General features: G+C 64.9%; 18 protein-coding genes. 4 read left to right on the top strand and 14 right to left on the bottom strand.

The features are described 5' to 3' along the window. Window positions 1-90: 90 nt before the first annotated feature. A complete protein-coding gene (locus ACTSLZ_RS05065) occupies window positions 91-1,500 on the top strand; it encodes a TrkH family potassium uptake protein (protein ID WP_420852872.1) in 1,410 nt (469 codons plus the stop codon). Continuing rightward, window positions 1,493-2,161, top strand: a complete 669-nt coding sequence (locus ACTSLZ_RS05060; RefSeq protein WP_129314710.1) for a potassium channel family protein — start codon at window positions 1,493-1,495, stop codon at window positions 2,159-2,161. Before ACTSLZ_RS05065 ends, ACTSLZ_RS05060 begins: the two co-directional genes overlap by 8 nt. A 68-nt stretch (window positions 2,162-2,229) precedes the next feature. Here ACTSLZ_RS05060 and proC read toward each other — a convergent pair whose 3' ends face one another. From proC to ACTSLZ_RS05035, 5 genes are all read right to left on the bottom strand, one after another. Beyond that, window positions 2,230-3,081 (bottom strand): pyrroline-5-carboxylate reductase, encoded by an 852-nt coding sequence (gene proC, locus ACTSLZ_RS05055; protein ID WP_129314708.1) that lies wholly within the window; start codon window positions 3,079-3,081, stop codon window positions 2,230-2,232. 41 nt (window positions 3,082-3,122) lie between these two features. Beyond that, window positions 3,123-3,857 carry a sugar phosphate isomerase/epimerase family protein gene (locus ACTSLZ_RS05050; protein ID WP_129314830.1) on the bottom strand — a complete coding sequence of 245 codons (735 nt, stop codon included), beginning with the start codon at window positions 3,855-3,857 and terminating at the stop codon, window positions 3,123-3,125. Window positions 3,858-3,952: 95 nt separating this feature from the next. Then, the gene (locus ACTSLZ_RS05045) at window positions 3,953-4,936 is read right to left on the bottom strand and encodes a Ppx/GppA phosphatase family protein (RefSeq protein ID WP_178979466.1); all 984 of its coding nucleotides are present in this window, start codon (window positions 4,934-4,936) and stop codon (window positions 3,953-3,955) included. Between the two features lies 1 nt (window position 4,937). Further along, window positions 4,938-7,844 (bottom strand): type I DNA topoisomerase, encoded by a 2,907-nt coding sequence (topA, locus tag ACTSLZ_RS05040; protein ID WP_443095915.1) that lies wholly within the window; start codon window positions 7,842-7,844, stop codon window positions 4,938-4,940. A 199-nt stretch (window positions 7,845-8,043) separates the two neighbouring features. After that, entirely contained in the window at window positions 8,044-9,684 is a 1,641-nt protein-coding gene (locus ACTSLZ_RS05035; protein ID WP_443095914.1) for a DUF7059 domain-containing protein, read from the bottom strand. Between the two features lie 63 nt (window positions 9,685-9,747). On the opposite strand from ACTSLZ_RS05035, the gene ACTSLZ_RS05030 reads away from it, so the two are divergent. Next, window positions 9,748-10,839 (top strand): glutathione S-transferase C-terminal domain-containing protein, encoded by a 1,092-nt coding sequence (locus ACTSLZ_RS05030; RefSeq protein ID WP_129314700.1) that lies wholly within the window; start codon window positions 9,748-9,750, stop codon window positions 10,837-10,839. Here ACTSLZ_RS05030 and trhO read toward each other — a convergent pair. Further along, complete coding sequence (gene trhO / locus ACTSLZ_RS05025; RefSeq protein WP_443095913.1) at window positions 10,836-11,759, bottom strand: oxygen-dependent tRNA uridine(34) hydroxylase TrhO; 924 nt, start codon at window positions 11,757-11,759, stop codon at window positions 10,836-10,838. The genes ACTSLZ_RS05030 and trhO overlap by 4 nt on opposite strands. 127 nt (window positions 11,760-11,886) lie before the next feature. Next, window positions 11,887-12,330 carry a pyridoxamine 5'-phosphate oxidase family protein gene (locus ACTSLZ_RS05020; protein ID WP_238692314.1) on the bottom strand — a complete coding sequence of 148 codons (444 nt, stop codon included), beginning with the start codon at window positions 12,328-12,330 and terminating at the stop codon, window positions 11,887-11,889. A gap of 98 nt (window positions 12,331-12,428) precedes the next feature. Between ACTSLZ_RS05020 and ACTSLZ_RS05015 the strand changes: the two genes are divergently transcribed. After that, window positions 12,429-14,948 (top strand): DEAD/DEAH box helicase, encoded by a 2,520-nt coding sequence (locus tag ACTSLZ_RS05015; protein ID WP_443096096.1) that lies wholly within the window; start codon window positions 12,429-12,431, stop codon window positions 14,946-14,948. Between the two features lie 3 nt (window positions 14,949-14,951). Here ACTSLZ_RS05015 and ACTSLZ_RS05010 read toward each other — a convergent pair whose 3' ends face one another. The 7 genes from ACTSLZ_RS05010 to ACTSLZ_RS04980 all read right to left on the bottom strand — a co-directional run bounded on the left by ACTSLZ_RS05010 (window position 14,952) and on the right by ACTSLZ_RS04980 (window position 20,124). Next, window positions 14,952-15,362 (bottom strand): Rv3654c family TadE-like protein, encoded by a 411-nt coding sequence (locus tag ACTSLZ_RS05010; protein ID WP_443095912.1) that lies wholly within the window; start codon window positions 15,360-15,362, stop codon window positions 14,952-14,954. Next, the gene (locus ACTSLZ_RS05005; RefSeq protein WP_129314695.1) at window positions 15,359-15,688 is read right to left on the bottom strand and encodes a TadE family type IV pilus minor pilin; all 330 of its coding nucleotides are present in this window, start codon (window positions 15,686-15,688) and stop codon (window positions 15,359-15,361) included. Before ACTSLZ_RS05005 ends, ACTSLZ_RS05010 begins: the two co-directional genes overlap by 4 nt. A 245-nt stretch (window positions 15,689-15,933) precedes the next feature. Then, the gene (locus ACTSLZ_RS05000) at window positions 15,934-16,191 is read right to left on the bottom strand and encodes a DUF4244 domain-containing protein (protein ID WP_178979460.1); all 258 of its coding nucleotides are present in this window, start codon (window positions 16,189-16,191) and stop codon (window positions 15,934-15,936) included. Window positions 16,192-16,248: 57 nt separating this feature from the next. Continuing rightward, the gene (locus tag ACTSLZ_RS04995) at window positions 16,249-16,800 is read right to left on the bottom strand and encodes a type II secretion system F family protein (protein ID WP_443096095.1); all 552 of its coding nucleotides are present in this window, start codon (window positions 16,798-16,800) and stop codon (window positions 16,249-16,251) included. Then, window positions 16,797-17,546 carry a type II secretion system F family protein gene (locus ACTSLZ_RS04990; protein ID WP_443095911.1) on the bottom strand — a complete coding sequence of 250 codons (750 nt, stop codon included), beginning with the start codon at window positions 17,544-17,546 and terminating at the stop codon, window positions 16,797-16,799. The genes ACTSLZ_RS04995 and ACTSLZ_RS04990 overlap by 4 nt, the downstream gene beginning before the upstream one ends. A 92-nt stretch (window positions 17,547-17,638) precedes the next feature. After that, window positions 17,639-18,757, bottom strand: a complete 1,119-nt coding sequence (locus ACTSLZ_RS04985) for a TadA family conjugal transfer-associated ATPase (RefSeq protein ID WP_443095910.1) — start codon at window positions 18,755-18,757, stop codon at window positions 17,639-17,641. Next, window positions 18,754-20,124, bottom strand: coding sequence for a hypothetical protein (locus ACTSLZ_RS04980; RefSeq protein WP_443095909.1), 1,371 nt, complete (start codon window positions 20,122-20,124; stop codon window positions 18,754-18,756). The genes ACTSLZ_RS04985 and ACTSLZ_RS04980 overlap by 4 nt, the downstream gene beginning before the upstream one ends. Window positions 20,125-20,171 lie beyond the last annotated feature (47 nt).

Below are 20,171 nucleotides of genomic sequence, written 5' to 3'. Positions count from 1 at the left end.
GCGTTCCGGCCCCATGCGTATTCGGGCCAGTCGGAGAGCGGGTCAGCCGCTACGCTAGGGAAGGTCAGACTGTCGTCGTCAGGAGTGCGCGTGTTGAGCAAGGACACCACCCTGGCCGCGGAGCCCCGCCGCCCCGTGGATCAGGTCAGGGACCTGGTCAATCGGATCTTCGGGACCACTCCCTCACGCATCTCCATCACGTTGTTCTTCCTCGTGATCGTGCTGTGCTCGCTCATGCTCATGCTTCCTGTTGCCAGCCGATCCGGGCATCCACCGGCCCTGGAGCAGGCCACGTTCACGGCGACGTCGGCCGTGACCGTCACCGGCCTCACCACGCTGACGACGTCGACCCAGTGGTCCCTGTTCGGGCAGTTCGTGATTCTTCTGGGCGTCCAGATCGGCGGTCTGGGGACCCTGACCATGACGTCGTTGCTGTCCATGGCGCTGGGACGGAAACTGGGGTTGCGCACCAAGCTCTTCGCGCAGGAAGGCCTCAACATCACGAGCCGACAGGGCAAACTCGGCGAGGTCGGCTCCCTGTTGCGCACCGTCGTGCTGACCTCCGCGAGCATCGAGGGCATCATTGCGGCCATTCTGGCTCTGCGACTCATGACGCTCGGCGAAGATCTCCCCCAGGCCCTGTGGCACGGAGTGTTCTACGGGATCTCTTCCTTCAACAACGCGGGATTCACTCCGCACACGGACGGGCTGGTTCCTTACGGCAACGACTGGTGGATTCTCTTGCCCTTATGCGCCGGCGTCTGGGTCGGTTCCCTCGGATTTCCCGTGATCCTGGTGGTCAGGATGTTCGGGCTCCGACTCCGGCATTGGAACCTGAATGCCCGCATCACCGTCTTCGGGTCGCTGTTGCTGGTGGTCCTGGGATCTTTCCTCTGGGGTGCGGCCGAATGGAACAACCGGGATACGATCGGCAACGAGGGCATCGTGGAACGATTGCTGCATTCGGTCTTCGCTTCGGTCATGACACGGTCGGGCGGGTTCAATCTCGTCGACATGGATCAGACGAACTCGATCACCAAGCTCCTGACCGACTTGCTGATGTTCGTGGGAGGAGGTTCGGGCTCCACCGCGGGCGGCGTCAAGATCACGACGATGGCCGTCATCTTCATCGCCATCGTGGCCGAGGCCCGGGGCGACCAGTACGTGATCGCTTTCCGCCGCACGATCCCGGACACCGTGTTGCGCATCGCCATCTCGGTGGTCATGATGAGCGCGACTATTGTCGTGCTCGGCACCGCGGCCCTCATGCTCATCACGCATCACCCGTTGGACGAGATCCTGTTCGAGGTCATCTCGGCCTACGCAACGTGTGGTCTGTCCGTAGGGTTGTCCGCCGAGCTTCCCGCGACGGGCCTGTACGTCCTGTCCGTCATGATGTTCATTGGTCGTCTCGGAACCATCACCGTGGCCACTGGTCTGGCCCTGAGGACCCGCAGTCGCTTGTACAAGTACCCGGAAGAGAGGCCCATCATTGGCTGATCGTTCACCCCACAACGCGCCGGTTCTGGTCATCGGCCTGGGCCGTTTCGGCGCAGCGACCGCCCAGCAATTGCGCCGCCAGAACAAGGAAGTCCTGGCCATCGAGCGTGACCCGGACATGGTCCAGAAATGGTCGGGCCTCCTCACGCACGTGATCCAAGCCGACGCTTCCGACATCGACGCATTGCGTCAGGTCGGGGCGGGGGACTTCACCTCCGCGGTGGTCGGGGTCGGGACCTCGATCGAATCGAGCGTTCTGATCACCGCGAACCTGGTGGACCTGGGGATCGAGAGAATTTGGGCCAAGGCAATCACGCCCGCCCACGGCAAGATCCTCTCCCGGATCGGAGCCCATTACGTGATCTTCCCGGAGGCCGACGCCGGACGGCGCACCGCTCACCTGGTCTCCGGACGGCTCCTGGACTACATCGAATTCGACGACGACTTTGCCATCGTCAAGATGTACCCGCCCAAGGAGACCCATGGGTTCACCCTGCAGGAATCGGACGTCCGGAACCGCTACGGGGTCACGATTGTCGGAGTGAAGTCACCCGGTGAGGAATTCACCTACGCCACGGCGCGCACCAAGGTCACGTCCCGCGACGTGCTGATCGTCTCAGGCCAGGTCGATCTCATCGAACGGTTCGCTGCTCGGCCATAAAGCCGTGCGGACCGCCGGCCACACCGTCTCTGCGGGTGTGGCCAGCGGTTTCCGTTCCGGGGAAATGCTCAGCGGCGGAATTCCTCGACCATTTCGGCGCCCCGGCTGGCGGATGCCTTGGCGGCCTTCTCCGTGAGCTCGACCAGCCCGCCCTCGGCGAAGACATTGATCGCGCGTTCCGTGGTTCCGTTCGGGCTCGAGACGGCCTTGCGGAGGGCTTCCGGGTCGGCGTCATCCGCATGGAGCAATTCGCCGGCCCCTGACACGGTCTCCTTGGCCAGGAGGCGGGCCGTCTCGCTGTCGAGCCCCATCGCCTCCCCTGCCTTCTGCATGGCTTCGGCGAGGAAGAACGCATAGGCCGGGCCGGACCCTGACACGCCGGTGACGGCGTTGATCTGGTCTTCCTCCACGTCCAAAACGGTCCCCGAATTGGCCAGAACCTCGTGGGCAAGCTTCAGCTGCTCCGGCGTGCAGTGCGTCCCCGCCGCGAGGGCGATCACGCCGCGACCGACACGAGACGGAGTGTTGGGCATGGAGCGGATGACCGGCTGTCCTGCGCGCAACTCGCCTTCCAGCATCGCCAGATCAATGCCCGCAGCCACCGAAATGACCAGTGCATCGTCAGCGAGGGCGTCCTTGATCTCTGCGGCCAGGTCCAGAATTCCTTTGGGCTTGACCCCGAGGAGGACGACGTCGGCGTCCTTCACGGCGTCGAGGTTGGCCGACTCGTTGTCCTCCCCCGAGTACACGGTCACATCGCGCTGGTCTTCCGGAAGCGACTCCTTCAGCTTGCGGGCGCTGGCCGCCGAACGGGTCGTGGCGCGGACCCGCTCCGGGGCCGTCCCGCCGGCGAGCAAGCCGGACATGATCGAGCCGTTCATGGACCCGGTTCCCAGGAACGTGATGATGGGTTCGGACATGGTTCCTCCTCGTAGAGTTTCTTGCGCGGTCTGCTCCTACGTTATCGAAGGTGGCGTCGGGCGAAATCGAGGGATTCGGCCAACCACTCGTCGATCTGGCCGGTGTCCTTGGCCTTGCGGGTCGAGACCTCGACCGCAACCACGCCTTTCCAGTCGGTCTCGACGAGGTGATGAAGAGTTTCCGCGACGGGTTGGGTCCCCAGCCCAGGGCGGGCGTGTTCGTCCATGACGGATTGTCCGGAACCGTCCGTCAGATGGACGTGGCCCAGCCGGTCGCCGAGCTGACGAACGGCGTCCAAAGAGTTCGTCCCGGAGGCCGCCGCGTGGGAGAAATCCCAGGTCACCCACTCGTAGTCTTGGCCCAGCGGTGACCAGTGAGGCGCGTACATGAGAACTTCCCGTCCGGCGACACGCCACGGGTACATGTTCTCGACCGCGATCTTCACGCCTTCTTCGTCCGAAATGCGCCGCACCCCCTCCGGGAATGTTTTCGCATACTTCCGCTGCCACACGAACGGCGGGTGGGCGACCATGACGTCAGCCCCGACCCGGTGCACCATTTTTGCTGCAAGACGTATCTTGTTCCACGCATCGCCCCACACGTGTTGGGTCAGCAAGAGGGTTGGAGCGTGGATTGCAGCGATCGGCAGCTGGTACTCCTGCACGTAGTCCAGCAGCTCGTCCGGGTCGCGGCTGAGCGGGTTGCCCGTGATCATGACCTCCACGGCGTCGTACCCCAGGTCCCGGGCGACGGCGAACGTGTCCTTGACTCCCATCGGGAACACCGAGGACGTCGAGAGAGCAACGGGCCTCGAGGGCGATTCGGCCCCATGGGCGGCTACCGTTTCCGGAACAGATTCCTCCACCGTGACTACTCCTTGGCGATCGATGTCAGTGTTTTGGGATCGACCGTGGCCATCGAATCCTGGGAATTCAGCCGGTCCATACGCCGGAGGATGAGCCCCTCCCTGAGTGCCCAGGGCACGGACCGCATGATCGTGATGCCGTACAGGTCCATCGCGGTCTCGGCGACGATCCCTCCCGCGAGAATCTGGGCCGCTCGCTTGGAGGACACGCCGGGAAGGTCGGCGCGTTCCTTCGGCGTCATCGCCTCCATCCGTCGCGTCCACAGTCGAAGGTCTTCCAGATGGAACTCACGTTTGACGTATGGGCCGGCCGCGTAGGGGGCGGCCCCGCAGATGCGCGCCAAGGAACGGAAGGTCTTGGACGTGCCGACCACCATGTTCGGGGACCCCGCCTTCTTCACGGTGTCGACGGCCGGCTTGAGCGTCTCCTTGACGTGCTTGCGCAGCGCCTTGATCTCCTTGGGCTTCGCCTGGTCGTGGTGGATGAATTGCCGCGTGAGGCGACCTGCGCCCAGCGGAGTCGAGACGGCCACATCGGGCAACGCGTCGTCGCCTATGGCCATTTCGAAGGAACCGCCGCCGATGTCCAGGTCGAGGATCGTTCCTGCGCCCCAGCCCTGCCATCGCCGGACGGCGAAATAGGTGATGGCAGCTTCCTGGTCTCCGGATATCTCGGTGAGGTTGACTCCACTGGTCGACTTGACGAAGTCCAGAACCTCCGCCCCGTTGCCTGCTTCACGGATGGCAGAGGTCGCGAAGGCCAGCAGATCCTCCGCGTCGTGCTCCGCCGCGAAATCTCGCGCTTCGATCACGAATTTCGTCAAGGCGTCCCGGCCGGCGTCCGAGATGTTTCCGTCCTGGTCGAGGTATTGGACCAGTTGCAATGGCATCTTGTGCGACGCATACGGTTCCGGTCGGGAGCCCGGTTGCACGTCCAGCAGGAGCAGATGAACCGTGTTGGAGCCGACGTCCAGGACAGACAGCCTCATCCTAGTGGTCCTTGCTCGCCGTGGACTTCGACGCCGTGGATTTCGACGCCGACTTCGAGGTCGCGGACTTGGTCCCGGAGGACTTCGTGGCAGTGGACTTGGCCGCCGACGTCTTCTTGGTCCCGGACGCGGACGATGACTTCGTGGTCGAGGTCTTCTTGGCCGCGGTCTTCTTGGTCGTTCCGGACTTCTTGGCCGTTCCGGACTTCTTCTTGACCGGCCCCTTGGCTCGTTTGTCCGCGAGCAGCTCCACCGCCCGGGTGTGGGTCATGGACTCGACGGTTTCGGACCTGGGAACCGTGACGTTGGTTTCCCCATCCGTCACATACGGTCCGAAGCGCCCATCCTTGATCACAATCGGCTTGTCATTGCTCGGATCCTTTCCGAGTTCGGCAAGGGGCGGCTTGGCGGCCGCCCTCCCCCTCTGCTTGGGCTGAGCGTAGATCGCCAAGGCCTCGTCCACCGTGATCGAGAAGATCTGCTCCTCCGAACTCAGCGAGCGCGAGTCCGTCCCCTTCTTGAGGTAGGGGCCGTACCTGCCGTTCTGGGCCGTGATCTCCGTGCCTTCGTCGTCGGTGCCGACGACGCGCGGCAGTGACAGCAGTTTGAGGGCGTCCTCGAGCGTCACGGTCTGGAGCGACATCGACTTCAGGAGCGAAGCCGTGCGCGGCTTCTCCTTCTTGGGCTTCTTCGGCGGCTTGGGCTTGCCGTTCTTGTAGTACTCGACCGGCTGATTCGCCAGTTCCTCCTCGGTGGGCTCGGGAACCACTTCGGTCACGTAGGGCCCGAAGCGGCCGTCCTTGGCCAGAATTGTGCGCCCGTTCTCCGGGTTGGTCCCCAGCTCCCTGCCGTCCGCCTTGCCCTGCTCGATGAGTTCGGCGGCTTTCTCGGCCGTGAGCTCATCGGGGGCGAGGTCGCTGGGCACGTTTGCCCGAATCGGACCCATGATCTCCCCGGTGTCCTCGTCCACCGTTCCGCCGGTCTCGAGGTAGGGGCCGTACCGTCCGACCCTGAGCGTCACGCCATCCGTGATCTCGATGGAGTTCACGGCCCGAGCATCGATCTCGCCCAGGTTCTCCACGATCGGTTTCAGCCCGTTCCTGGATGCGTTCCCGAAGTAGAAACCGGTCAACCAGTCGGTCCGTTGCTCTTCGCCCCGTGCGATCCTGTCGAGGTCCTCTTCCATTTCCGCGGTGAACTCGTAGTCGACGTAGCGGGAGAAGTGTTCTTCCAGGAGCCGGACCACGGAGAAAGCGGTCCAGGAGGGCACCAATGAGCCCGAGCGGTTGTTGACGTACCCGCGGTCCATGATCGTCGAAATCACCGCCGCATAGGTCGACGGGCGTCCGATCCCCAGGTCGTCCATGGCCTTCACGAGCGAGGCCTCCGTGTAGCGAGGAGGCGGCGACGTCTCGTGGGCGTTGGCCTCGATGTCGCGGCCAGTGAGCCGGTCGCCCTCGGCCATGTTCGGGAGTCGTTTGTCGTCGCCGTCCTTGGCGTCTTCAGCATCCCGGGCGGCGTCCTTGCCTTCCTCGTAGGCGGCCATGAATCCCCGGAAGGTGATGACCGTACCCGATGCCGAGAACTCCGCCGTCCGGGAATCGTTGGTCTGCGCTTCGAGCTTGATGGACGCCGTCTGCCCCTTGGCATCGGCCATCTGCGAGGCCACGGTGCGCTTCCAGATCAATTCGTAGAGCCGAAATTCGTCCGAGGACAGCCTGGACTTGACCGCGGCCGGTGTGCGGAAGGAATCGCCAGCCGGGCGAATTGCCTCGTGTGCCTCCTGGGCATTCTTCGACTTCGAGGCATAGAGCCGCGGCTTGGACGGGACGTGATCGGCGCCGTAGAGCTCGGTCGCCTGCGCACGCGCAGCGTTCACGGCCTGGTCAGAGAGCGCGACCGAGTCTGTACGCATGTAGGTGATGTAACCGTTCTCGTACAGACGCTGTGCGACCTGCATGGTCGACCGTGAGGAGAACCGCAGCTTTCGGGCCGATTCCTGCTGCAGAGTCGACGTCGTGAACGGCGCGGCCGGGCGACGGGTATACGGCTTGGTCTCCACCGAGGAGACCGAGAACTCCGAACCCTCCAGCGCAGAGACCAGGCCGCGGGCCGTCTCTTCGTCGAGGTGCGCAACCTTGGCCCGGGCGCTCTGCTTGAGCTCCCCGGAATCCGCGAAGTCCTTTCCGGACGCCACGCGCATCCCGTCCAACGCCGAGAGCTTGGCCTTGAAGCTCTCCGATGCCTTCGTCTCGAAGATTCCCGCCAGGTCCCAGTACTGCGCCGACCGGAATTTCATGCGTTCCCGCTCGCGCTCGACGACCAGCCGGGTTGCGACCGATTGCACACGACCCGCGGAAAGGCCCTGGGAGACCTTGCGCCACAGAACCGGCGACAGTTCGTAGCCGTAGATCCTGTCGAGAACGCGCCGAGTTTCCTGCGCGTCGACGAGGGAGTCGTCGATCGATCGCACGTTCTCGAATCCCCGCTCGACAGCTTCCTTGGTGATTTCGGGGAAGGTCACGCGGTGAACGGGCACCTTGGGCTTGAGGACCTCGAGAAGATGCCACGCGATCGCTTCGCCCTCGCGATCGGCATCGGTGGCCAGATACAAGGCGTCACATTCTTTGAGCAGACGCTTGAGTTCGGTGACCTTCTTCTTCTTGTCCGGGTTGACCACGTAGTACGGCTCGAACCCTTGGTCGATATCCACAGCGAACTTGCCGACGGGAGTCTTCTTGAGCTCAGCGGGCAACTCCGAGGGCTGGGGAAGGTCTCGGATGTGGCCCATGGACGACTCGACGACATACGCGTCCCCCAAGTAACCCCCGATGGTCTTGACCTTCGAAGGAGACTCCACAATGAGGAGGCTCTTGCCGGTCGTCTTGCCCTTGCCCTGTGTTGGCACGTCGCTCCTTGTGTCCATACTGGTCGATACGCCCCCACAATAGCCGAGGATCAGAAGGCTCTCGTCATGTATCCACAGACTCGAACATACGAGCCTGCTTCGACCTGAAGGGGTTCGGGCCCAGGCTACCGCGCGCTCGGAATTCGCAACTGCGGGGGCCCAGCGGTTCGCTCACCGCGTGGAATGGTCCGAAGAGGCCCTACTCGTCGATTTCGAGGAATCCGCCCTCGATCAGGGCACGGACGCGGGCAAACAGCTCGGACCGTTGCTCCTCGTCCTTCCAGTCGAGCAGGGCCGCCAAGGCGTCCGCGATCTGGCCGACACTGAGTTGACCATCACATGCCGAGACAAAACCGGCAACCTCGGTGGTCATCACCTCGGTGCGACGCAGTCCCGCCCCCTGCCGGAGCAGAATCACTCCGGGGTGTTCGGCGCCCGGGCGCTGATGTCTCTCCTCCGTCACGTCCTCGGCCACCGTGAGATGCAAGGTTGCAAGGTCTTCATCGCTGATGCCCGCCAGGGCATCGTGGGCGTCGACCGCGCTCGAGAGGAAAGGCGCGACGGGCTGCTGGATGGGGTGCTCGATCGTCTCGAACCGGCGCATCGAGGGGGACCCCGACGCGCGCCTGAGCCATACCATTCCAAAGCCGATGGCTGCGACCCCACGGTTCGCGAAGTCGGCCATGTAGTCCAGATAGGCCGTCTCATAGGATTCCCGGTCCCTGTTCTGGCTCGCGTCCCGCAACCACGTTTCCGCATACTGCTCAGGCGATGTCTCTTCGCGCTGGATGAACCAGGCGTCACTGTTCTCGGACAACCACGCGCGCGGGCGGCGCGCCCAGGACTCGCGGCCGTTCTCGGCTTCGGGATCCGAGAGAATTTCCCAGTTCCCCAGCATCTGTGCGCGCCCGCCCGGATTCAGCACTTCGGGAACGCGGCGCACCAGGGTCGAGACGATCTCATCGCCGGGCAGTCCCCCGTCACGGTACGTGTAGAGGTCCGTCTCGCCTGCTCTCCGTGGGGTGATGACGAACGGTGGGTTCGAGACCACCAAGTCGAAGGTTTCACCGTGGACCGGCTCCAGGAGACTCCCCAGCCGCAGGCTCACCCGGTCATCGATCGCGGCCGGGTCCAGGCCCAGAGCGGCTGCGTTGAGCACCAGGTTGAAACGGGTCATGGCGAGCGCCCGATCGGAAATATCGGTTGCCGTCACGTGGTCGCAGTGCGCCAGCAAGTGGAATACCTGGATTCCGCATCCGGTCCCCAGGTCCAGAGCCCGATTCACGGCTCGACGCTCCGTGAGCTGAGCCAGGGTCAGTGAGGCCTGTCCGATTCCCAGCACGTGGTCTCTCGGCAAGGCACCGTCCGTCTGATGCGACCCCAGGTCGGAGACGACCCAGAGATCCGTTCCGTCGTCGGCCGAGTGGGGCCGGAGATCGAAGGCTGCGCGGAATCTTCCCCGACCCGCGTCGTCGTGCGTGTCCGCCGGCAGGAGCAGGTTGAGTCGCTCGAGGACACCGTAGGCGCCTTCGCCCAGGGTCGCGTCCAGCGCTTCGGCGGTCATCAGGCCACCCAGCATGAAGAATTCGACGACGCCGGCGAGTCGTCGTTGACCGGCTCGTGCCGTCGCACGCCCGTTGAGGAGCTCGTCGATCCTGTGTTGGGCGGGGACCATCTGCTCCCTGGCCATCGCCTCGAACGGACCGTCCCCGAGCAGCCGAAGCACCCCCTCGTGGGAATAGTCGACGGCGGCCAACGCTTCGGCCAGGCTTTCCACGGCGTCGACGTCGTCGCTGAACGGGGTCGCGGATACACGGGAGAATTCGGGTGCGGAAGTCACTGTCCCAGTCTACGAGGTCCTCAATTGGTTTACGTCGCAACCAACTCGGGGCATAGTGGGGGCATGGACGGGAATCAGGAAAACCACACGACGCGCGGCGCGTACGTGACCCAGGGAAAAGAATTCACACGGGACACCCAATACATCGAGGATCGCGTTGTCTCGGATTCAGGGCTCGAACCAGGGACCGATCAGAGGGACCAGGGGATCTGGCCCGTCGAAGCCGGCAGGTATCGGCTCGTTGCGGCACGAGCGTGCCCGTGGGCCAATCGCACAATCATCGTCCGCAGGCTCCTGGGCCTGGAGGACGCCATCTCGATCGGTATGCCCGGACCGACTCACGACGTCCGTTCCTGGACGTTCGACCTGGACCCCGAGGGGAAAGACCCGGTGCTGGGTATCGAACGACTTCAGGAAGCCTACTTCCGCCGATTCCCCGAGTATCCCCGCGGCATCACCGTTCCGGCGATCGTGGACATCCCCTCAGGTGAGGTGGTCACGAACAATTTCCCCCAGATCACTGAGGACTTCGCCAAGCAGTGGAGCGCGTTCCACCGCCAGGGAGCTCCGGATCTGTGGCCGGAGGACCAGGAAGAAGAGATGCGGGAGGTCATGCACCGGGTCTTCACTGAGGTCAACAACGGGGTGTACCGATGCGGTTTCGCGGGCTCCCAAGAAGCCTATGAGAAGGCGTACCAGAGGCTCTGGACCGCCCTCGACTGGCTGGAGGAGCGCTTGTCCGACCGCCGCTTCCTCATGGGCGACCACATCACCGAAGCAGACGTTCGACTGTTCACGACCCTGGCGCGGTTCGACGTCGTCTATTTCTCCCATTTCAAGGCAAATCGACAGATGCTCGCGACCCTTCCCCATCTCTGGGGATACGCGCGCGACCTGTTCCAGACCCCCGGTTTCGGGGACACCATCGACTTCCAGCAGATCAAGGAGCATTACTACGGGGTGCAGAAGGACATCAATCCGACGGGGATCGTGCCGGTCGGACCGGATGTCTCCGGCTGGTTGACCGACCCTGGTCGTGACCACCTGGGCGGCAGCCCCTTCGACGCCGCAGCCGGTGCGACGGCACCCGGTCCGGTTCGTCCCGAGGAACGTGTCGAGCCGGGACACAATCCGCTGTACCCGGCAGGCTCTTAGGCCACGGTTTCTTCGTTCGCGGGTATCTCGGTCGCGACGTCGTTCGACGCACAGCCGTCCGGGCAGGTCGGGCTCCCCTGCCGACAATCCGGGCACAGCAGGATCAGGTCTCGACACTGCTGATTGCTGCAGTTCTCGAACCGATTGGCGCCTGCACCGCAGGACTCGCATTCGCCGATGGTCACGGCGTCGGGGGTGAACTCCATGTGCATTCGCGCGTCGAAGACATAGAGGGAACCTTCCCAGAGCCCGGAATCCCCGTATTCCTCCCCGTAGCGGACGATCCCGCCGTCGATTTGGTAGACGTCCTCGAAGCCGCGGTTCTTCATGAGCGCGGAGAGGATCTCGCACCGGATTCCGCCGGTGCAGTAGGTCACGACCTTCTTGGACTTGAGGTCGTCGTACTTGCCGGACTCGAGTTCGGCCAGGAAATCGTGCGTGGTCCTGGTGCTCGGGACGATCGCGTTCCTGAATCGCCCGATTTGGGCCTCGAAGGCGTTCCGGCCGTCGAAGAAGACGACGTCGTCGCCCTCGCGTTCGACGAGTTCGTTGACTTGCTTCGGGCTCAGGTGGGTTCCGCCGCCGACCACCCCGTTCTCGTCCACCGCAAGTTCGTCCGCTGCACCGAAGGCGACGATCTCGTCCCGCGCCTTGACGGACAGTCGCGGAAAGTCCTCGGCCCCGCCGTCCGACCATTTGAATTCCATGCCGCGGAAACCGGAGTACTGGCGTGTGCTTCGCGCATACTGCTTGACGGCATTGATCTCGCCCCCGACGGTCCCGTTGATGCCGTGCTCGGAGACCAGGATCCGGCCCCGCAAGCCCAGCTTTTCGCAGAGGGCTCGCTGCCACAGCACCACGGCCTCCGGATCCGCGATCGGGACGAACTGGTAGTAGAGAACGATTCGAGAAATTGCCACGACAGCAGTTTAGGCGAGGCGGCGTACTGGACCGAGGCGTTTTCCGGGCACTCGGATGCATCTCACACGGTCCCGTTGGCCAGGTGGTGAGGACACAGGGCCGACCGCGCGGGACCGCAGGTTCGCGTCAGTCGCCCAGCCGGAAACGACGTCCGGTGATCCTCTCGGGCGTGATCTCCACGAAGTCGAGCTTGTCCGTATGGACCCACGGCGACAACGGGAGGGAGGCGACCCTGTCCGTTTCGTCCGGGTCCGTCAGCAGCCGGGCACTTCCACGGACGACGACGCTGTGGGCAACAGCCCCCTCGATCTTGTCCGTTTCCAGTGCGACGTTCGGATTCAGCTGGAGCTTCGTGAGTTTGTTGCCGGGAGCCGTTCTGAAGTAAATCCGCCCGTCTGCGGCGAAGATGTTCAGCGGAGTGATATCGATCTCCCCCTCGTCGACGGTGACGAACCGTGCCAAACGGGCCGCGGAGAGAATCTGCCAGCTCTCCTCCTCGGTCAGGTCCCGGACCCGGGGCTCGCGGTCCTCCGGGTGCTTTTCCCCCTTGATGTTCATCGGCATGTTCATGCCTCTATTGTGCCATGACTCACTCGCTGAACGATCGGTCCGGAGCCGTCCTGCTCCCCGGCACTGCAGGGCAGATCGAAGGGTGCCACAATGGTCTGGTGCCGGAACCGAACCATTTGCTGAGGGCGCTCCATCGGGGCGAGGATCCCCCCGAGATCGCGCATGCCCGTGTGCTGCCCGAGCGGGAAGCGGTCGTCTCTCCGTGGCCGGCTTGGGCCCACCCGAGCGTCGTCGAAGCATTCCAGGGCCTCGGGGTACCCGAGCCGTATCGTCACCAGGTTCTGGCCGCGGACGCGGCACATTCTGCCCAGGCGGAATCCCTCGACGACGCCGTGCAATGCCGCTCCGCCGGACGAGCAGTCTCTCCGGCACGGGGACATCACGTCATCATCGCCACCGGCACGGCCTCCGGCAAGTCGCTGGCATACCAATTGCCCACGCTGGACGCCATCGTCCGGGGCTCGACGGACCCGGGGTCGAGTCTGCATTCGCGCGAAGCAACGGTCCTGTATCTGGCCCCGACCAAGGCTCTCGCCGCGGATCAGTTGTCTGCCCTGCGGGCACTCGGGATTCCTCACCTCCGGGCGGACACCTACGACGGCGATACCGAATTCGCAGAGCGTTCGTGGATCCGAGATCACTCGAATTTCGTGCTCTGCAATCCGGATATGCTTCACGCAGGTGTGTTGCCGAATCACGAACGATGGGCACGGTTCCTCCGACAATTGCGGTACGTGATCGTGGACGAAGCGCACGGGTATCGCGGCGTGTTCGGCGCTCACGTATCGATGATTCTGAGGCGGTTGCGCCGCATTTGCGCGCTGCACGGCTCCTCGCCCACGTTCATCGGCGCGTCCGCGACGTCGGCGGATCCGCAGCATTCGTTCGCCAAATTGCTCGGCGTCGAGGCTCCCCGTGTCTCGGCCTACTCCCAGGACGACTCCCCGCACGGTTCGGTGACGGTGCTTCTGTGGGAGCCGCTGTTGGAGGACTCGTTGCCGCAGGACGACTTGGCCGCGAGTACACGGGGCAAGGGTGAGGCAACCGGACTGCCCGAGCCCTCGTCGCCGACCGCTCCCTTGCCTTCCCGGGGGTTCGGCGGCGCGGGCGAGAATGGGGCCCCGCGACGTCGCTCGGCCCTCTCCGAGGCCGCCGGGATGCTCACGGACCTGGTCGCGGAGCGGATCAGGACCATCGCCTTCATCAAATCCCGTCGCGGTGCCGAAACCATGGCGGGGCAGGCCCAGGACTATCTTCAGGACATCGACCCTTCGGTCGCTCACCGGGTCTGTGCCTATCGGTCGGGTTATCTTCCCGAGGAGAGGCGCGAGCTCGAACGCCAGGTCCGGTCGGGCGAAATGCTGGGGGTTGCATCGACCCCGGCCCTCGAACTCGGTATCGACGTCGCCGGTCTGGACGCCGTGCTCGTGGCCGGCTGGCCGGGGACTCGCGCGTCCTTCTTCCAGCAGATCGGGCGAGCGGGCCGGGCTGGTCAGGAGTCCCTGGCGGTCTTCGTGGCCAGTGACGATCCCCTCGACACCTACTTGGCGCACCATCCCGGGGACATCTTCGACACCGTGGTGGAATCCACCGTGTTCGACCCCGGCAATCCCTATGTACTCGCACCCCATCTCTGCTCCGCTGCTGCCGAGAGGCCGATACGTCCGGAGGAACTCGGCCTCTTCGGCCCGGGCACGGAAGCCGTACTGGAAACACTGGTCCGAGACGGGTATTTGCGCAGGCGCCCGACAGGCTGGTTCTGGACCCACCCCGAATCGGCCGCCGACCTCGTCGACATTCGAAGCGGAGGCGGGCACCGACTCGACATCATCGAAGCCGAGACCGGCGGAATCATCGGGACGATGGAATCCGGTCAGGTCCATTACCAGGCCCATCCCGGAGCCATCTACGTGCACCAGGGCAAGACATGGCGCGTCGAGGAACTGGACGAAGAGGGCCGGGCCGTCGTCGTCAGTCGTGCCCACCCCAACTTCTATACCCAGGCGCGGGATGTGACCGAAGTCAGCGTGCTCGAGATCGAGTCCACCCGTGCCTGGGGGCCAGTCACGTTGCACCGAGGCATGGTTCGCGTGCGCACGCAGGTTGTGTCCTTCCAGCGCAAGGCGGTCATGAGCAATGAGCTGATCGATGAGGAGCCCCTCGATCTGGAGGCCCAGGAACTCGTGACCCGGGCCGTCTGGTGGACCATCCCCCAGGAACTCATGAACTCGGCCGGTGTTGCAGAGCCCCAGGTTCCCGGTGCGCTCCACGCGGCGGAGCATGCCGCGATCGGTCTTCTTCCGCTGATGGCCACGTGCGACCGTTGGGACATCGGCGGCCTGTCCACAGCGCTTCACGTGGACACCGAGTTGCCGACGATTTTCGTGTACGACGGTTACCCGGGTGGCGCCGGCTTCGCCGAACGCGGTTTCGACATCGCACGGTCCTGGCTCGAAGCCACGGTGGAAGCCATCCTGTCCTGCGAGTGCGATCACGGATGTCCCTCGTGCGTGCAGTCGCCCAAGTGCGGCAACAAGAACAATCCCCTGAGCAAGCAGGGAGCCATCGATCTGCTCCGGGGAATGCTCAGGGAGGCCACGGCCGATCCCGGTAGCTAGGCATCAGGGAGGATCGCTCACCTCCTCAGCGGGCGGACCAGCGCGAGCCATGCCACGTGCCGGCCCGAGGACTGTGACCCAGTGATTGAGGGCGACTTCGACATCGACGTCGATCGCCCCGGCCAGCCCGGGGACTTCGGTACATGAGACGAGTCGCGCCCCATTGCCTCGGGCCACGCGGGTGGCGATGTCGCAGGGGTCGCCCGTCGTCAGGCCCCGGGCCGCATCGGCGGCCGACAGCGCCGCCAGGTCGGCCGCCGTCGCCGCACGGCAATTCATGACGGCCACGTGCGCAACCGCCGCCACGACGGCCATGGCGGCTACGGCGGCCATCATGAGCATCGCACCGACCACACTCGCCGAGCCACGATCGACCTCGGCCTCGGAACCTGGGCCTGCCCGAGATTCCTTCACGTGCTGGCCCCTGGCTCCGGGCCCGTTTCAGCCTGTCCGGTCAGAACTATGCCTCCCCATTCTCCGATCGGTCCAGGGGCAGGCGATGCAACGGTCACCCGAATGAGACGATCGCCGTGCAGGATGCCCACGACGGCATGCCGACCAGCGATGTCCCGTGCGATTCTCCTGGCCTCGGCCTCGCTGTCTCCTCGGGCAAGCGACCGCGCGGCCAGGCGTGCCGCCTCCTCCGTGCGCACTGACGTCGTGCCGACAGCCGCGACGCCGATGACCAAGGAGACCACCACGGCAATGACCGGCATGATCACAGCGAACTCTGCCGTCACCGCGCCGAGATCGTCATCATGCCTTCGCGTCGTGCCGTGTCCCGGAGCCGCCGAGCGCGACCGCCGCACCGGCCCTCGGCGAGAGGTCGATTCTTTCCGTCGGACGACCCCATGACCCGCGCTCATGGCCAGTACCCCATGTGTTCCGTGATGTTCACCGTCCTCCGTCCTCGGACCTCCCCGGGCAGCGCCGGAGGCCCCGTCCAAGGCCTCCGGCTCCACCACCGAGCCGTCACGTCGACCCCTCAACCCGTCGAGAGCGCAGTCCGGATGACCCCGAGAAGAAGCTCCTTGACTTCTCCGCTCTTGAGTATTGCCACCAACAGCCCGGCGAATCCCACGGCCGCGAGCATGACGATTCCGTACTCTGCGGTCGTGGCCCCGAGTTCGGGGTGGTCGTCCTCTGGTTCCACTCGCTCAAGCGGTTTGGTGGCGGGCAATGTGTGCGCTCCTGTGCCTGGCGGTTCCGCAGGAACATCGTGGGTGATGTCCGTGGTTTCCATCGATCTTTCCTTTCCCAACCGGCATGTCCGATGCCGGAGCTTTGGTCGCATCGTCGGTCACGACCACATCCGTGGCATGAAGCCGATGAGTATCGGAACCACGCCCAAACAGACGAACGAAGGAAGCGAGCACAGACCCAGCGGAACGACAAGCTTCACGCCAAGGGCGGCTGCCACTTTCTCTGCCTCCCGATGCTCGGACCGCCGCAGCTGCATGGCTCTCGCTCTCAACATCGACGCCGTTGGCGCGCCGGTCCGGACAGCCAGGGTCAAGACCTCGCGAAGAATTCGCATGGTTTGCCGTTCGTCCGAGTTCCCCTCACGGGACGGCGCCTCAAGAAGCCATGCGGCATCCCAGGGCAGCCCAAGACGGAGCCGATGAGCCACCCCCTGGAGTGCGGAGGATTCGGCCGATTCCGCCACGATGCGCAATGCCTCGGCGAGAGGAACACCCGACTCGAGCACGGTGGCCGTCAGTTCGAGCCACACACGAATACTCAGGTGCGTGTCACCGGTCCGAACGGCGTGGTGGGCCAGCATGCGCCGTCGCATTCCGCGATGACCGGCCCATTCGGTCAACAGGTGTCCGGGCGACGTCGTGGGTTTCATGATTGCCACCGTTCCAGTCGCCCTTGCCAGCCAAGGAGCCGAAGAACGGGCCTCCCCCACGATGGCGAAACATCCATCGTTTCGGTCGTCTGGGTGCCCCGCGCCGAAGCAACCAGATGTCGGGTCCACAACGCTCCCGTCGCGCCCAGCACCATCCCGAGTCCGAGTGCGACGCGTCCCCAGAGGCTCCCCACGAGCACGCCGATGGGGTCGGCGTCGAGGATCAGCCCGATGGCCAACCCCACGAGCGGAAGGGCCGAGAGCAGTCTGGCCGTGGCGCGCGGACCGGACATCGCCGCCTCTCGCGCGGCGTGAGCATCGAGATCGTCCTCGACCGCCTCCGCGATCCTGACCAGCACCTCCGAGATCGGGGAGCCGGTCTGTTTCGAAACCGACCATGTGGCGGTCAAGGCGTCAACAACCGCCTTGGACGAGAACAATTGGGGCCTGGTCGATTCCAACGTCCGGACGGCATCCATGCCCGCCTCGGACACGCGGGCAGCCTGGCCGATCGTGCTCACGACGTCCCGCGTGACGCGGTCGCCCGAGGACGCCAGGTATGCCCCACGATTCGAGGTCCATGCCTGCTCCAGCTCCGACCACACGCGATTCTGCGGTATCCCCGCCGCTGTCAGCGCAGAGAGCTGCCTGATGACTTCCGGCCAGCATCCGAGGCTCACTGCTTCCCTGCGAGCTCTCAACGACCGGGCCGCCGAAAAGGTCCGGAACAACAGACGATCCGTCACGGATGAGTCCGAAGAACCCACGCGAGGTGCCCGAAGTGTCCCGACCCCGATCAGGAGGATTCCGCAACCCCCGCACGCCAGCGCCAAGAACGTCACGGCCGCACACCGCCCGTCAACGGCCCTGAACCCTGCGGCGAAGATTGCCACGAAGTCGGGCGGCTCCCATCCAGGTCAGCCAGGGCCGCAAGGGTAGACCAGGCCCGAGCGCAGGTGGCATCGCCGTCGACCCCGAATTCCACCGCGAGGACAACCACCAGGTCGTTGCCTTCCAGGCTGAGCAGTCCCATCTGACTGACCCACCGGTGTACACCCGACCGGCGCACGTGGACGACGACGTCGACGGCATTCGCGGCCTGGTGAGCCACCGCGTCATGTCCCAAACCGGCCAGGGCACCGAGAGCCAGAAGTCGCGACGGTACCGACGCGGCGGAGTTGGCGTGCAATGTCACACCACCGCCTTCGTGTCCGGTGTTCATGGCCAGTAAGAAGTCCTTGACCTCCGCTCCCCTGCATTCCCCGAGGATCAGCCGGTCAGGGCCCATCCTCAGCGCCTGGCGTATCAGGGAGGTCAGTGTCACCTCCCCAGCCCCTTCCGCATTGGCATCTCGGGAACGCAAGGAGACCACGTGCGGGTGGTCGGGTTCGAGCTCTGGCGAATCCTCGATCAGGACCAGACGCTCCGTCGGCGGGCAGAGTCCCAATACCGCATTCAGCAGGGTCGTTTTGCCAGTGCCCGTCCCGCCACTGATCAACAACGACCGTTTCCTGCGCACCAAGGAACGAATCAGCTCTCCTGTTTCCTCGGAAAACATGCCCGCCTTCTGCAGAGCGGAGAAATCCGGCCTCAGGGAGGGCTGGAGCCGGATCGACAGGTGCGTCTGCCGTGCGGCCACCGGTGGGAGTACGGCATGGAACCGGTAGCCGTCCGGAGTCTGCACATCAGCACAGGGGCGACTTGCGTCCAGACGCTGGCCTTCGGAGGCGATGATGCGTGTCGCCAGATCGCGCACGGCGACGTCGTCGGGAAAACACAGACCGGTCCGTTGCATCCCCTGTGCGCCGTCCGTCCAGATCTCTCGAGGACCGTTGACATAAATGTCCGTGACCCCCGGCCTCTCCAGCAACGGCTCGAGTATTCCCAGCCCTTGAAAACGGGCCCGTCGTGCTTCCCAGGCGGCCAATCGTTCGGCTGCCGGGGACACCGGGCTCATTCGGCGCCCCTACCGGCCGAAACGTCGGATGCGCGCCCAACATCCGAGCACGAGGGTCCATTCGCTGCCTGGTCCTCCGAAACGGCGCCGGCCGGTCTCCGGTGCTGCGGCGATATCCTCGCGAATTGTTGGCCCGCGGAGTACCCGCGGCCACGTCCGCGTCCGGCACGACTCTCAACCGCCGCGCCCACGGCATCCACGATCTCGCCGAGGGCCCGACGCAACGGTCGCTTGTAGGCAATATCCAGGACCCGACCGGCCTCATAGGAGTCGTGAACCGGCACCACGTGCGGGATGGTGGCTGCCAACGGCATCCCTATGGCCTGGGCGACGTCCTGGTCGGAGACATCGCACCATCTGGGCCCCGTTCCGACGGGGACGACGGGCAGGACCCCGGACCATCGATGGCACGCCGCTCTCGCCTGGCACAAACCGCGGAGGGTGAACGGAACCAACAAGAGCAGGGCCGAGCACCGGGCCACGGACGTCGAATTCATGGCTGACCACGTCAGCGGAATTGCGCCGAGATCGACGACGGGCATGGCCTCATGGCTCAGGGCATCGATGGTCGCCCAGAGGGTCGTCCCCGAATCCTGGCTCTGCCCGGTGGTGTCCGGATCAGAGGAGAGGATGGGCAGCCCGTGCGGGGCCGGAACAGCGGAGACGATGTGGGCCGCCTCTGGTCTGTACGGCAATCGGGCAATGTCTTCCCATCTGAGTCCGCTCATCGGTTCGCCGGCGACGCAGCTTTCGAGGGCTGTGCTGCCAGGGACGGCGTCGACGACGATCGGAGGCTTGCCGTCTTCGAGAAGTCTTGAGGCAACCCAGAGCGCCGTCGTCGTCGTTCCCACGCCACCGCACACGCCCAGCACCCCGATCGTTGGGTGCGTGTGTTCGGCTCCCGGGCTTCCGGCGATCCGGTCGGCCAACCAGCCCCTGCCCTGCGGGAGAATCACGACGTCGGGCTGGTGCCAGAAGGCCGCGAGCCTCCGCGCCGCAGCCCACGGATCAGAACCCCCTGCGAACCCGCAGACAATCGCGGGCCCCCTCGGACCCGGCGTCGACCTCAGATAGGCGTCAGGGCAACGAACAGGATCCTCGGCCTGTTCCGCCTCCATCACCAAAGCGTCGCGCGGACCGATGATCGGTCGGCCGTTCTCCGGCACCCGGCGCAAGCCTGTGCCTACCGCCCGCGCCACGTCCTCGGTCACGCGCAAGAAGCTGCGCCTGTCGCCCCAGGCCAGGAGCGCCCCCGAAGCTCCGTTCAAGAGTCCGTCGGAAGGCGCTCGATCGATCAGTTCCCGGACGAAGTCTTCCGCCTCCGAAACCTCGGGGTCAGCGATGTGTCGTCGTGAATCGGTATCCATGCCGACATCGTGACTCCACCAGGATTCGGGCCCACCGGAATTCTCCC

It is taken from the genome of Rothia koreensis (assembly GCF_052232265.1).
GTDB classification, from domain to species: Bacteria; Actinomycetota; Actinomycetes; order Actinomycetales; family Micrococcaceae; genus Rothia; species Rothia koreensis.
The sequence above is the reverse complement of the archived record's forward strand: the minus strand, read 5'-3'. Positions and strand labels throughout refer to the sequence as shown.

Coding starts and splice junctions, on each gene's coding strand:
- proC (WP_129314708.1), bottom strand. CDS start 3,081: ATGTCCGAACCCATCATCACGTTCCTGGGAACCGGGTCCATGAACGGC.
- ACTSLZ_RS05050 (WP_129314830.1), bottom strand. CDS start 3,857: ATGGGAGTCAAGGACACGTTCGCCGTCGCCCGGGACCTGGGGTACGAC.
- ACTSLZ_RS05045 (WP_178979466.1), bottom strand. CDS start 4,936: ATGAGGCTGTCTGTCCTGGACGTCGGCTCCAACACGGTTCATCTGCTC.
- ACTSLZ_RS05030 (WP_129314700.1), top strand. CDS start 9,748: ATGGACGGGAATCAGGAAAACCACACGACGCGCGGCGCGTACGTGACC.
- ACTSLZ_RS05020 (WP_238692314.1), bottom strand. CDS start 12,330: ATGAACATGCCGATGAACATCAAGGGGGAAAAGCACCCGGAGGACCGC.
- ACTSLZ_RS05000 (WP_178979460.1), bottom strand. CDS start 16,191: ATGGAAACCACGGACATCACCCACGATGTTCCTGCGGAACCGCCAGGC.
- ACTSLZ_RS04995 (WP_443096095.1), bottom strand. CDS start 16,800: ATGAAACCCACGACGTCGCCCGGACACCTGTTGACCGAATGGGCCGGT.
- ACTSLZ_RS04985 (WP_443095910.1), bottom strand. CDS start 18,757: ATGAGCCCGGTGTCCCCGGCAGCCGAACGATTGGCCGCCTGGGAAGCA.
- ACTSLZ_RS04980 (WP_443095909.1), bottom strand. CDS start 20,124: ATGGATACCGATTCACGACGACACATCGCTGACCCCGAGGTTTCGGAG.